The sequence below is a fragment of the Mesorhizobium sp. WSM4819 genome, assembly GCF_055811215.1.
The window spans coordinates 46096-59099 of record NZ_JBVVQO010000034.1 but is presented as its reverse complement, the minus strand read 5'-3'; the positions used below and the strand labels follow the sequence as shown (position 1 = coordinate 59099).

Genomic DNA, 13004 nt, shown 5'->3' with positions numbered 1-13004 from the left:
GCGCACCCCCCTCTGTCCTGCCGGACATCTCCCCCGCAAGGGGGGAGATTGGCAGTTTCGCCCCCGCGGCCATTCTTCGCCGTTGAAGATTGGCGAAATCCGTCGTGACATCCGATCTCCCCCCTTGCGGGGGAGATGGTCGGCAGACCAGAGGGGGGTGTGACGGAACGCAGCGTTCATTCAAACACGCAGCGCGGGAAGTAGAACGACACCACCCAGTTCGGCATGTCGACGATCTCGCTGATCCGGAGATCGCCGCAGACCGAAACCAGCATGTAGGCCTCGACCGGGTCCATTGCGTAGCGGCCGGCAAGCAGGTCGATCATCTGCGAGACCGCTTCCCTGGCGCCCGTCATCAGGTCCGGTCCGATGCCGGTCGTCACCTCATAGCCCTTGGCATCGAGATGGCGCGTCACCGGACCCGGCGTGGTGAAGCGCGGCGTCTTCAGCCGTGCATTTTTAACCAGGTCGAGCTTGAGCACGACATCCATCGGGCTTTCGATCGCCGTGCCGCACACTTCGCCGTCGCCCTGCGCGGCATGCGTGTCGCCGACCGAAAAGAGCGCACCGGCCACCTCCACCGGCAGATAGAGTGTGGTACCGGCCGCGAGATCGCGGATGTCGAGATTGCCACCGACGCGCCTTGGCGGCACCACCGAGTGGAGGCCCATTTCAGCCGGCGCGTTGCCGATGGTGCCGGCAAAGGGTTTTAGCGGCACGCGGGCCTGCTTGCCGAACAGCGCCGGCTCGAGCGAGGCGGCGTCGTATGTCCAGATGTTCAGCGCCGGCTCCGGAAAATCGTCGGCGAGCAGGCCGAACCCCGGAATGTTCGCCGTCCAGCCGAAGCCGGACGGCTTGAACGCCTCAATTGTGATCTTCAGCGCGTCGCCGGGCTCAGCCCCGTCGACATAGATGGGCCCGGTGACGGGGTTCACCTTGGCGAAGTCGAGCAAAGCGACGTCGGCAACGGTGCTGTCCAGCGTCAACTGGCCTCCGGACGAGTCCAGGCACTGAAACTCGATCGTCGAACCGGGCGCCACCCGCTCAGTCGGGACAAAGGAATTGTCCCAGCCGAAATGGTGATGGCGCCCGTGGATGGTGTAGTCGCAGTTATTGCACATCGGTCACATACACATTGTCGTAGTTGATCGGGATATGGACAGGGTCGACATAGAGATTGTCGGCGCCGCCCATCCGGGGCGATTTCATGGTGAAGCGCTGCTCGTTGAAGACCGGCACCCAGGGCGCGTCTTCCATGATCTTGCCGTAGATCGCGCTCCACATTTTGGCACGTTCGCCTGATTTGGCCGGATCGACGATCGAGTCAGCCTCCGCCGCCTTGGCGTCGAGATCCTTGTTGCAGTACCACGACCAGTTCCAGCCGCCCGGAACCGCGCCGGCGCAGCTGAGGATCGGCCCGTAGAAATTCGACGGATCGGGGAAATCGGCGATCCAGGCCATGCCGCCGGACCAGATCATCGGCGCGCCGGCCTTGTCGCCGCCGGCCGCGATGACATTGGCCTGCGCCAGCGACTGGATGCTGGCCTTGATGCCGACGGCCGCCAGGTCCTGCTGGATCGCCTGGGCGATGCGCGGGTTGGGATCGGTGTTCATGGCGAACAGCTGGGTGTCGAAACCATCGGGATGACCGGCCTCGGCAAGCAAAGCCTTGGCCTTGGCCACGTCATAGGGATAGCCCTTGAATTCCTTGTCGTAGCCGGGCATCGACGGCGGCAGCGGCTGGTTGGCCGGCACCGCGCGGTTGTTGATCAGCTGGACGATACGGTCCTTGTTGATCGCCATGTTAACCGCTTGCCGCACCTTCACATTGTCGAAGGGCGCCATGGTGGTGTTCATGGTGATGTAGCCGGTGTGCAACTGGCCGCCCTCGACGACACGGTCCTTCTGCTCGGGATCGGCCATCACCTCCTGGAACTTGGCCGGCGGAATAACGTCGCCGAGCACGTCGATCTCGCCCTTCTGCAGCCGCAGCAGCGCCACGATCGGCTCCTGGCCGATCTCGAAGGTGACCTTGTCGAGATGCGGCAGGCCCTTGTGCCAGTAATCCGGGTTGCGCTCGAAGACGACGCGCTGGCCGAGCGTCCATTCGGCGAACTTGAAAGCCCCGGTGCCGACCGGATGCTTGCCAAAATCCGCGCCGTATTTCTCGACCTCCTCCTTCGGCACGACATGCGAGAAGTTGATGGCCATGACATGCAGGAAGGTGGCGTCGGGCCGGGTCAGTTCGAACTTGATGGTGTAGGGGTCGACGACGGTGACGCCCGCCAGGCTTTCCGCCTTGCCGGCAGCGACATCGTCATGGCCCTTGATCGAGCCGAAGAAGCCGGCGCCCGGGCTCTGCGTCTTCGGATTGCTGACGCGATCGAGCGAATACTTCACGTCGTCGGCAGTCATCTCGCGGCCATTGTGGAACTTCACCCCTTGGCGCAGCTTGAAGGTGAAGGTCTTGCCGTCGGGCGCAATCTCGTAGCTCTCGGCGAGGTCGGGCCGCAGATTGGTGGTGCCCGGCTCGTAGTCCATCAGCCCGTCGAACAGGGTCTTGATCATCGACCAGTTCTGCCAGTCATAGCCGATGGCCGGATCGAGCGTGGCGACGTCGTCCTTGTAGGTGATGGTGATCGCGCCGCCCGGCTTGGCGTTCGGATCGACGGCGTGTTCGGCGCGGGCGCTTGTCATGCCGAGCATCAGCGCGAGCGCCGATACCGCAACGGTGGAGGTCAAGAATTTCTTCATCTCATGTTCCCTTTCTCTGGTTGTTACCGGTCTTTTTTTGGTTTTCATCTGAGCTTGATGCGCGGGTCGATGAACGGTGCGACGGTGTCGGCCAGGAGATTGCCAAGCACGATGGCGAAGGCCGAAACCAGGGTGACGCCCATGATGATCGGAATGTCGACGCGCTGGATGGCCTGCCAGGCAAGCTGGCCGATGCCGGGCCAGCCGAACACGCTTTCGACCACCACGATGCCGCCCATGAAGATGCCGATGTCGATGCCGATCATGGCGATGACCGGCAGGATGGCGTTGGGCAGTGCATGGCGGAAGATGATGGCGCCGCGCGCAAGGCCCTTGGCGCGGGCGGTCCGCATGTAATCCTGGCGCAGCACGTCGATCATCGACGAGCGCATCATGCGGGCGTACCAGCCGGCGCCGAGTATTCCCATGGTCAGGGACGGCAGCACCAGATGGCGCCAGGTGCCGTAGCCGCCGATCGGAAACCAGCCGAGCTGCACGGCGAATACGTAAAGGAGCAGCAGGCCGACGACGAACTGCGGCGCCGAGACGCCGACAAAGGACGCGACCATCAGCGTCTGGTCGGTGGCGGTGCCGCGCCTGACGGCGGCAAGCAGACCCATCGTCAGGCCGATCGCCAGCTCGCAAAGGATGGCGCCGACCATCAGCAGCAGGCTTGCCGGCAGCCGCGAGACGATGAGCTCCGTGACCTCGGAACGCTGGATGTAGGAGCGGCCGAGATCGCCGCTGAGCAGGCTGATCAGATAGTGCCAGTACTGGATGAAGAAGGGCTGATCGAGGCCGAGCTGCCGGCGGATGTTCTCGACCGTTTCGGGCGTGGCACTGCGGCCGGCGATCTGGCGGACGGGGTCGGCGGGCAGCAGGTAGAGCAGTGCAAAGGTGATCAATGAGACGCCGAGCAGGATGAGCACGGACTGGATGACGCGGCGGCCGAGATAGGCGATCATGCCCGGCCCCTTTGCGTCGGATCGAGGATGTCGCGCAGCGCATCGCCGATGAGGTTGAAGGCCAGCGCCAGCGCCAGGATCGCCGCACCCGGAAAGAAGACCAGCCAGGGCGCTGCCTGAAAATATGTCTGGTTCTCGAAAATGATGTTGCCCCAGGATGCGGTCGGCGGCTGCACGCCGATGCCGAGATAGCTGAGCGTTGCTTCGAGCAGCACCGTGGTCGAGATGCCGAGCGTGCCCCAGACGATGATCGTCGGCAGCAGATGCGGCAGGATATGGCGAAACAGGATGCGTGGCGCGCTGGCCCCGATCGTACGCTCGGCGTCGATGAACTCGCGCTCGGCGAGCGAGCTTGTCTCGGTGTAGATGACCCGCGCGGTCTGCACCCAGTTCACCAGAGCGATCACCATGGCAACGATCCACAGGCTCGGCTGGAGCACCGCCGCCAGGCAGATGGCGAGCAGCAGCGCCGGAAAGGCCATCATCAGATCGGTGAAGCGCATCAGCGCGCCACCGATCCAGCCGCGGAAATAGCCCGCGGTGACGCCAACCAGCGTGCCGATCAAAAGCGCCACGCCGTTGGCGACGATGCCGATGATCAGCGAGGTGCGTGCGCCGAAAAGGATGCGGGTCAGCAGATCGCGGCCGAGCAGATCCGTGCCCAGCCAGAAGCTGGCATTCGGCGGCAAGGGCGCACCTTCAAGCGTCAGCCCGTCGAACATCTGCTCGTTCGGATCGTAGCCCGTCAGCCACGGCGCCAGGACGGCGCCGGCCACGACGACGGCAACGATCACCAGGCCGATCAATGCCAGGGGACGCTTGACCAGGCGCCGCCAGACGCCGGCGCGCGGCCTGGCCGGCATCCGCCCGGTTGCCGGAAGGTCAGGCGCGATGGGACTGGTCATCGCCGCCTTCTTCTTCCGTCATCGCCACGATCCGGCGCGCGGCCTCCTCGACGCTGATCTGCCAGCTCATCGCCAGCGACCGCAGCTGCGCATAGGCGCGGCCGTCCTCGGCACCTTTCGACAAGGCCTCCACCGCGCGCACGATGGTCTGGCGCTCCGCGACGCGCTGGCGAAGCGACGATATCTCACTTGCCAAAAGCTTGCGCGCTTCGAAACTCTGCCGCGCGATCAACAGGGCGCTGTAGACGCCGGCATTGCCGACCGGCTTCAGCAACTGGGCGTCGGCCTTGTGCGACAGCGCCCACTCGATGCGGCCCGGCGCTTCGGAGCCGATCAGCGCCACCAGCGGCATCGGCGCCTCGCCCGGCGCCCACGGGAATTGTTCGTCGAAGCCGAGATCGGCATCGAAGAAAACGAAGTCCGCCGCCAGCGCCTCGGCCGGCAGTTCCGGCCAGCAGCCGACCGTCTCGAGGCCGATGGCCGACAATTGCCGCGTGATAGCTAGCACCGTCGGATGCGGACGATGCAGGACAAAGGCCCTGGCGCCGCCGAGATTCGGGATGCGCGGCACCTTGCTCACGACACCACCCTCAGGCGTGGGCGGCCGAATGTCTCGGTGCGGTCATAGCGGGACAGATAGGGATCGGGCGCGACACTCTTGGTGAGCGTGACGGTCTTGAACGCGGTGCCCTCGATACGCCCGATCTGCACCGGCAAGGTGGCGTGCTGGGTTTGCGGATCGATGGAGATGTCGCCGAGCGGGGTTCGAAACGAGGTTCCGGCAAAGGCCTGGGAAAGGTCCGGCCATTGTGTGCCGGGATTGCGGGCGAGGATTTCGGCAAGCGTCCGCACCGAGGCATAGGCGGCCGCCTCGAAGGACGAGGCAGGCATGATGGAGGGCGCCGAATCGCCCTGGCGATCCGCTGCCGAGATATCGTGAAAGTATGGCCCGACGGAAAGGTGGCCATTGCCCGCCCCGTTGAGCGCCGGCAACTCGCATTCGGTGAGATTGCAGGACAGGATCGGGCAGCGCTCCGGCCTGAAATGCGGGTCGTGTTCGGCGAGCTCGGCATAGGCCGCGATGAAGGCGTAGGACGACGAGCCGATCAGGTTGTTCAGGATGAAATCCGGCCGGGTCGCCTGGATCTCGGCGATCAGCCTGGAGACATCGGCCTCGCCGAGCGGCAGATAGCGTTCGCCAAAAACCTTGCCGCCGGCGTCGGCGATCAGGTCGCGGGCGACACGGTTGGTCTCCCAGCCCCAGATGTAGTTCGAGCCGAGCAGAAAACCGTTGGCGCCGAAGCGCGGCACGACATGGGCCAGCAGCGGAACGAGATGCTGGTTCGGGCAAGCATGCATGTAGACGACATGCTCGTTCGCTTCGAAGCCCTCATAGGGACAGGCATACCAGAGCGTGCCGCCCGCGCGCTCGAGGATCGGGATGACCTCCTTGCGGCTCCATGACGTGATGCAGCCAATGATGTGGCGCGCGCCGCTGTTGGCGAGAATGTCGGCGCATCCCGTCGCGTAGCCATCGATGTTGCCTTGCGGGTCGCGTTCGACCGGAACGAATTCGATCGCGATGGCGGGATCGGCATTGACATCGGCGATGGCCGTCATCGCACCGGAACGGCAGGATTCGGACAGCAGGCGGTAGTTGCCAGACCGCGAGTAAAGGATGCCGATTTCGATACGCCGTCCCAAGCAAATCCCCAAAATAACAATGCCCCGCAGCCGCCGCCGCGGAAGGCGAGGCATACGAGGCATTTTTGCCGCCCGGCGGTCGGAGCCGGTATTTTCTCCAATAGCGTATTCGGTACGGCGGGTCAGTCAAGCGGGAAAGTGAGGGCCGGCCCGACGATGCTGCTCTAGAAGGGGGAGCGCCGTTCGGGCTTCACCAATTGTCGATGTTGGCGCTGCCCCTCATCGCCCTGTCGGGCACTTCTCCCCGTATAGTGACGGGGAGAAGGACGCCGTAACCGAGGATTTCGCCAATCGGCAGCGGTGCAGGAAATCCCCTTCTCCCCGTCACTATACGGGGAGAAGGTGCCGGCAGGCGGATGAGGGGCAGCGCAAACCTGAGGCGATTGCCCGGGACTCGCTACTCGCCGTAGACGTCAAAGGCAAAGTACTTGTCGTTGATTTCCTTGTATTTGCCGTTGGCGCGCAGCGCGTCGATCGCCGCGTCGAGTTTTTCGGCCAGCTCCTTGTTGCCCTTCTGCAGCGCGATGCCGACGCCTGGGCCGTGGATGGCCGGGTCGGGGGCCAGGGTGCCGAGCAGCTTGCAGCAAGCGCCCTCGGGTTTTTTCAGCCATTCGGTCAGCAGGATCGAGCCGTCCATCACCGCGTCGAGGCGGCCGTTGACCATGTCGGTGCGGGCGTCGTCGCCGGTCGGATACGGTCTTATGGTCGAGCCTGCGTATTTCTGCTCGGCGAAATTCTGGTGGATCGTCGCGCTCTGCACGCCCAGCGCCTTGCCTTTCAGGTCTTCGGGCGAGGTGCCGGTGACGGTCGAATCCTTCGGCACCGCGATGGCCGGCGGCGTCTGGTAGTATTTTTTGGTGAAGTCGACCTTCTCGGCGCGTTCCGGCGTGATGGTGATGTTGATGATGGCGTCGAACTTGCCGGCCTGCAGGGCGGGGATCGAGCCGTCGAAATCCTGCACGACGAACTCGCATTCGGTCTTCATCTCGGCGCACAGCGCCTTGCCGAGATCGATGTCGAAACCGCCCAGCGTGCCATCGGCATTGGCATAGTTGAAAGGCGGATAGGCGCCCTCGGTGCCGAGCCTGAGTTTCTTGTCCTGGGCAGAGGCAGCACCGGTGGCGAGCGCCAGGGCGACGGAAGCGGCAGCCAAGAAACGACCGATAAGGCGCATGATCCAGATCTCCGTTGATGGGAGAAGTCTACGGGGTTTTGTGGGCGCGGCGGAGACGGAAACGACATGCCCTACGGCGATCACGGCGCGGCAGGGCCGATTGCAGGCTTCGACGGTCAGCCGGCGGCTCGTCTCCGCCCGGTGGCGGCCAGGTCGATCGCCGACCCGTCCGCGGAAAGGGCGACGCCAAATTTCTCGCTGGCCTGTTCGGGCGTATAATAGCCCAGGGCGACATCCCGCAGCACCAGTTGCGGGTCGCGCTGCAGGGGATCGCCATAGCCGCCGCCGCCCGGCGTGCCGACGCGCACGCGGTCGCCGGTTTTTAGCGCGATGTCCTGCTCCTTGGAGAGGTGCGGCGGCACATGTTCTCTGCCGTCGCGAAAAACGGTCACCGTGTTGACCGCGCCGTCCTTGCCGCCGAGCGCGCCCTGCGGGCCGAAACGGCCGTGGTCCATGACGAAGGAGGCGCGGGCGTCGCCGCGCAGGATCTCGACCTCATAGGCGAGCCCAAAACCGCCGCGATGCTTGCCGGCGCCGCCCGAGCCTTCGCGCAGGGCATAATGGCGGTAGAGCACCGGAAAAGCCTGTTCCATGATTTCGACCGGCGGCGATTTGGAAATGCCGATGGTCGAGCAGCCATTGCTCAGGCCGTCGTGACCGGCATTGCCGCCATAGCCGCCGCCAGAAATCTGGTACATGACATAGTCGCGGCCGCGGGCCGGGTCGTTGCCGCCAAGCGCGAAATTGCCGCTGGAGCCGGCCGGAGCCGCCGTCACCTTGTCGGGCAGCGCCTGCACCATCGCCGCGAATACCGCCTCGGCGATGCGCTGCGACACCTCGGCGGCACAGCCCGACACCGGGCGCGGATATTTGGCGTCGAGAAAAGTCCCTTCCGGCCGCTTGACGATCAGCGGCTCGAAGGCGCCGGCGCTGATCGGCACGTCGGGGAAAATGTGGCGCATGGCGAGATAGACCGACGACAAGGTCGTCGCCAGCACGCTGTTCATCGGCCCGGCGCAGGGTTTTGACGAGCCCGAAAAATCGAAGCTGAGCGTGTCGCCTTGTTTCTCGACCGCCAGCGCAATGGTCAGCGGTTCGTTGACCACTCCGTCGGAATCGACAAAGGCTTGGGAGCGATAGATGCCATCGGGAATGGCCGAAATGTTGGCGCGCATCTGTTCGGCGGCCCGGCGGCGCAGTTCGGCGATCGCCTCGACGACCGTTTCGTCCCCGTAACGATCCAGGATTCCGTTGAGCCGGTCCTGGCCGATCAGCAGTGCCGCCGCTTGCGCGCGGATATCGCCGATGCGCTGGTCGGCAACCCTGATGTTCGAGCAGATGATGGCGTAGATCTCGCGATCGAGCACACCCTGCTTGAACAGTTTCACCGGCGGCAGCCGCAGGCCTTCCTGCTCGACCGCCGTTGCCGAGGCGGAAAAGCCACCCGGCACCGAGCCGCCGATATCTGGCCAGTGGCCGGTGTTCGACAGCCAGCAGAAGATTTTTCCGTCGCGGTAGACCGGCATGGCGAAGCGCACATCCATCAGATGGGTGCCGCCGAGATAGGGGTCGTTGACGATGTAGATGTCGCCAGGCTCGGGCGGCAGGCAGCGTCCATCGGCGATCATCTCGATCACCGTCCTGGTCGAATACTGCATGACGCCGACGAACACCGGCAGGCCCTGGCTGCCTTGTGCGATCAGCGATCCGTCGAGCGCCGAATAGATGCCGTCGGAGCGGTCGTTGGCCTCGGCAATGACCGGCGAGAAGGCGGCGCGCGAAAACGTCAGGTCCATCTCGTCGCAGACCTGCTGCAGCGCCGCCTGGATGACCGAAAGCGTAATGGCGTCGAGAGTGATCATCCGCGCGGACCCCCACCCCTAACCCCTCCCCACAAGGGGGAGGGGGATTCTTGTTGGCGCTGAAAGCAGCAAATCGCTGCGTGTCGATGCCAGGAACTGGTGGCTCGACCAAATCCTCCTCCCCCTTGTGGGGAGGGGTTAGGGGTGGGGGTCCTCTTCGATGAAAGCCTTATCATATCTGCCCCACCTCTATGATGATGTTGCCGTCGGCGTCCGAGCGCGCCCGGTCGCCGGGCTCTAGCACGGTGGTGGCGTCCATCTGTTCGAGGATCGCCGGCCCTGCGATGACCGCGTCGAGCGGCAGCTTTTCCCTGACGTAGACCGGCGTGTCGTGCCAGCGCCCGCCATACCAGACCGGCCGGATTTCGCGGCGCGCCTCATCGAGCGTTCTGGCGCGGCCAGCCGGGTCGATCAGCCGCGACAGGTCGATCGCCGGCCGCACGCCGGTGACCGAAGTGTTGAGGTTGACCAGATTGGCGCGGATTTCCGGCAGCTCGACCTTGAAGCGGGCGAAATAGGCCTTTTCGAACAGCTGCTGCAGGACGGCGCGCGTCACCGAAGACGACGGCAGCGGCAGGTTGATGATGTGGGTCTGGCCGACGAACTGCATGTCGGCGGAATGGGTGACGCGGATCGTCTCCGGTTTCACCGCTTCCTTGCCGATCAGCTCCTCGCCTTCGTTTCGATGCCGTTCCAATACCGCGTGAAGCTGGGTTTCATCAAGACCGGCCACCGGCTGGTTGACGGTGTTGACGAAATCGTGCCTGAGATCGGCGACGACGCAGCCGAGCGCATTGGTGATGCCCGGCCGCGCCGGCACCAAGACTTTGGGCAGGCCGAGTTCGCGCGCCAGTGCGGTCGCATGCAGCGGCCCGGCGCCGCCGAAGGCGAACAGCGCGAAATCGCGCGGGTCGTGGCCGCGCGACACCGAGACCATGCGGATGGCACCGGCCATTTTTATGTTGCCGAGCCGCAGCACCGCACCAGCCGCCTCGACGCCGGACAGGCCGGTGGGGCGGCCGATCCTGTCCTCGAAAATGCCGGTGACGTTTTCTGATGTGACCGGGTTCTCGACGGCGAGCAGCTTTTTTGGCGCCAGCCGGCCGAGCACCAGATTGGCATCGGTGATGGTCGGTTCAACGCCGCCGCGGCCGTAGCAGATCGGGCCGGGATTGGCGCCGGCGCTTTCCGGGCCGATCTGGATCAGGCCGGCCGCATCGACGCGGGCGATCGAGCCGCCGCCGGCGCCGACGGTGTGCACCGCCACCATCGGCACATGGATCGGCATCGCATATTCGATCTCGATCTCGTTCGACACCGCCGGTTCGGCATTGCGGATCAGCGCCACGTCGGTCGAGGTGCCGCCCATGTCGTAGGTGACCAGGTTTTCGAAGCCGGCGCGTTTTCCGGTATAGGCGGCGGCGATGACGCCGGAGGCTGGGCCGGACATCACGGTCTTGGCCGATTCACGGGTGACAAAGCGGGCCGAGATCATGCCGCCATTGCCGTTCATGATCAGGAAGTCGCGGGCATAGCCTTTCGACCCCAATTCCTTGCGCAGCCGCTCGACATAGCGCTCGAGGATCGGCTGCACCGAGGCGTTGACCGAAGCGGTGACGCCGCGCTCGAATTCACGCGCTTCCGACAGCAGTGCATGGCCCGTCGTGATGTAGCTGTTCGGCCAAAGCGCGGCGGCGATCTCGGCGGCGCGCCGCTCATGCGCCGGATTGGCGTAGGAATGCAAAAAGTGGATGACGAGGGATTCGCAGCCGGCCGCGAGCAATTGTGAAACCGCCGCGCGCATCTCGGCTTCGTCGAGAGGAATGCGCACCGCGCCCGAGGCTTCGACGCGCTCCGACACTTCAAGCCGCAGGTTGCGCGGAATGATCGGGACGAAGCTGCCGGTCATGCCATAGGCCTGCGGACGCGTCCGCCGGCCAAGCTCGATGACGTCGCGAAAACCGCGCGTGGTGATCATGCCCGTTTTGGCGAGCCGGCGCTCGAGCACCGCGTTGGTGGTGGTGGTCGTGCCGTGCACGATGAGGTCGATGCCGCGGATGGGAAAACCGGTGGCGTCGAGCGCCGAAACGACCCCAAAAGCCTGGTTGTCGACAGTGGTCGGGGTCTTGGCGATATGCACCTTGCCACCGTGACGGCCGTCGATCAGAAGCAGGTCGGTAAAGGTTCCGCCGACATCGATGCCGGCGACGACGCTGCCCGAGGAATCCAGCGCCTGCGCCGAAAAATACTCTTCCATTGTCGAAACCCGAAATGTCAGGACTACAGATATGTCTCAGTTTGGAAAGCTGTTTCCCGCTGGCGTCTTGACGCAAATATCATTTGTATACTAATAAATTCCGGACACAAGAGCTTACCGCTTGGCAGTGTGCAAACGGCACGCCGGAACCTGATCGGTTCGGGCGCGCAGGAGAAAGTTTGGCGTCAGCGTCCTCGGGTTGGCCAGAAGGTTAGGCCAGAAGGTTAGGTTTGATGAACACCACATCCGCGCTCAACACCGCCGGCGCCCGGCCGCTGCAGTTCCCAATTCCGGCCAATGTCTATGCCGAGACTGTCGTCTCGGTGAAGCACTATACCGACCGGCTGTTTTCGTTCCGCATCACCCGGCCGCAGTCGCTGCGCTTCCGCTCCGGCGAGTTCGTCATGATCGGCCTGCCCAATGCCGAGAAGCCGGTGTTCCGCGCCTATTCGATCGCCAGCCCTGCCTGGGACGACGAGCTGGAATTTTTTTCGATCAAGGTGCCGGACGGCCCGCTGACGTCTGAGCTGCAAAAGATCGAGATCGGCGACACCGTCATCATGCGGCAAAAATCGACCGGCACGCTGGTGGTCGACGCGTTGACCCCGGCCAAGCGCCTGTTCATGATCTCGACCGGCACCGGCATCGCGCCCTTCGCCAGCCTGCTGCGCGACCCCGATACTTTTGAGAAATTCGAGCAGGTCGTGCTGACCCACACCTGCCGCGACAATGCCGAACTGACCTACGGCCAGGAGCTGGTTGCAGAGCTGGAGAACGACCCGCTGATCGGCGAACTGACCGGCGGCCGCGTCACGCTCTACAATTCGACGACGCGCGAAGCCTCCGAGCGCATGGGCCGCATCACCGCGCTGATCGGCTCGGGAAAATTTTTTACCGATCTCGGCATCGACAAACTCGACCCCGAAACCGACCGCATCATGATCTGCGGCTCGATGCACATGCTCAGGGATGTCAAGGAGCTGGCCGAAAGCCTCGGCTTCGAGGAAGGCTCGCTGCATCATCCGGCAAGCTTCGTCGTCGAGCGGGCGTTTGTCGGGTAGGGTCTCGACACACTTCGTCATCCCAGGGCGAAGCAAGGAGCGAAGCGACGCGGCGCAGACCCTGGGATCCATTCCGTGACATTAGAGCGCCACGACGGTGCAAAACGTTTGACGCCGGCGGGACAGCGCCCCCCTCTGTCCTGCCGGACATCTCCCCCACTTGGGGAGAGATCGGCTGTGATCCCGGCTTTCGCCAATTGTCTAAGTTGCAGGATTGAGCGTAGCGGCCAAGCTGCCAATCTCCCCCCTCGTGGGGGAGATGTCCGGCAGGACAGAGGGGGGCGCCAAGGATCGCTGCAGATCAGCATTTTATCCTGAGCCG

At 64.3% G+C, this 13004-nt stretch carries 10 protein-coding genes; 1 reads left to right on the top strand and 9 read right to left on the bottom strand.

Going from position 1 to position 13004, the window contains the following annotated elements:
• Positions 1-176: 176 nt before the first annotated feature.
• The 9 genes from AC0L18_RS25110 to AC0L18_RS25070 form a co-directional block, all read right to left on the bottom strand.
• Positions 177-1121: an acetamidase/formamidase family protein gene (locus tag AC0L18_RS25110; protein WP_473494635.1), complete on the bottom strand. Its 945-nt coding sequence runs from the start codon at positions 1119-1121 to the stop codon at positions 177-179.
• The gene (locus AC0L18_RS25105) at positions 1111-2706 is read right to left on the bottom strand and encodes an ABC transporter substrate-binding protein (RefSeq protein WP_473494652.1); all 1596 of its coding nucleotides are present in this window, start codon (positions 2704-2706) and stop codon (positions 1111-1113) included. Before AC0L18_RS25105 ends, AC0L18_RS25110 begins: the two co-directional genes overlap by 11 nt.
• A gap of 92 nt (positions 2707-2798) precedes the next feature.
• Positions 2799-3719, bottom strand: a complete 921-nt coding sequence (locus AC0L18_RS25100; RefSeq protein WP_091596221.1) for an ABC transporter permease — start codon at positions 3717-3719, stop codon at positions 2799-2801.
• On the bottom strand, positions 3716-4624 hold the full coding sequence (locus AC0L18_RS25095; RefSeq protein ID WP_473475878.1) for an ABC transporter permease: 909 nt from the start codon (positions 4622-4624) through the stop codon (positions 3716-3718). Before AC0L18_RS25095 ends, AC0L18_RS25100 begins: the two co-directional genes overlap by 4 nt.
• Positions 4602-5204, bottom strand: a complete 603-nt coding sequence (locus AC0L18_RS25090) for an ANTAR domain-containing response regulator (RefSeq protein ID WP_473494633.1) — start codon at positions 5202-5204, stop codon at positions 4602-4604. Before AC0L18_RS25090 ends, AC0L18_RS25095 begins: the two co-directional genes overlap by 23 nt.
• On the bottom strand, positions 5201-6328 hold the full coding sequence (locus AC0L18_RS25085) for a transporter substrate-binding protein (protein ID WP_473494632.1): 1128 nt from the start codon (positions 6326-6328) through the stop codon (positions 5201-5203). The genes AC0L18_RS25090 and AC0L18_RS25085 overlap by 4 nt, the downstream gene beginning before the upstream one ends.
• Positions 6329-6725: 397 nt before the next feature.
• The gene (locus AC0L18_RS25080; RefSeq protein ID WP_473494631.1) at positions 6726-7502 is read right to left on the bottom strand and encodes an ABC transporter substrate-binding protein; all 777 of its coding nucleotides are present in this window, start codon (positions 7500-7502) and stop codon (positions 6726-6728) included.
• 116 nt (positions 7503-7618) lie between these two features.
• Positions 7619-9364, bottom strand: coding sequence for a hydantoinase B/oxoprolinase family protein (locus tag AC0L18_RS25075; protein WP_473494630.1), 1746 nt, complete (start codon positions 9362-9364; stop codon positions 7619-7621).
• Positions 9365-9536: 172 nt separating this feature from the next.
• Positions 9537-11621, bottom strand: coding sequence for a hydantoinase/oxoprolinase family protein (locus AC0L18_RS25070; RefSeq protein WP_473494629.1), 2085 nt, complete (start codon positions 11619-11621; stop codon positions 9537-9539).
• A gap of 233 nt (positions 11622-11854) precedes the next feature.
• Here AC0L18_RS25070 and AC0L18_RS25065 point away from each other — a divergent pair, with 233 nt between their 5' ends.
• A complete protein-coding gene (locus AC0L18_RS25065) occupies positions 11855-12682 on the top strand; it encodes a ferredoxin--NADP reductase (RefSeq protein ID WP_473494628.1) in 828 nt (275 codons plus the stop codon).
• Positions 12683-13004 lie beyond the last annotated feature (322 nt).

Bases quoted from the DNA above. Each gene is read 5' to 3' on its own strand.
- AC0L18_RS25110 (WP_473494635.1), bottom strand. From the start codon at position 1,121: ATGTGCAATAACTGCGACTACACCATCCACGGGCGCCATCACCATTTC.
- AC0L18_RS25065 (WP_473494628.1), top strand. From the start codon at position 11,855: ATGAACACCACATCCGCGCTCAACACCGCCGGCGCCCGGCCGCTGCAG.
- AC0L18_RS25075 (WP_473494630.1), bottom strand. From the start codon at position 9,364: ATGATCACTCTCGACGCCATTACGCTTTCGGTCATCCAGGCGGCGCTG.
- AC0L18_RS25095 (WP_473475878.1), bottom strand. From the start codon at position 4,624: ATGACCAGTCCCATCGCGCCTGACCTTCCGGCAACCGGGCGGATGCCG.
- AC0L18_RS25070 (WP_473494629.1), bottom strand. From the start codon at position 11,621: ATGGAAGAGTATTTTTCGGCGCAGGCGCTGGATTCCTCGGGCAGCGTC.
- AC0L18_RS25100 (WP_091596221.1), bottom strand. From the start codon at position 3,719: ATGATCGCCTATCTCGGCCGCCGCGTCATCCAGTCCGTGCTCATCCTG.
- AC0L18_RS25105 (WP_473494652.1), bottom strand. From the start codon at position 2,706: ATGCTCGGCATGACAAGCGCCCGCGCCGAACACGCCGTCGATCCGAAC.
- AC0L18_RS25080 (WP_473494631.1), bottom strand. From the start codon at position 7,502: ATGCGCCTTATCGGTCGTTTCTTGGCTGCCGCTTCCGTCGCCCTGGCG.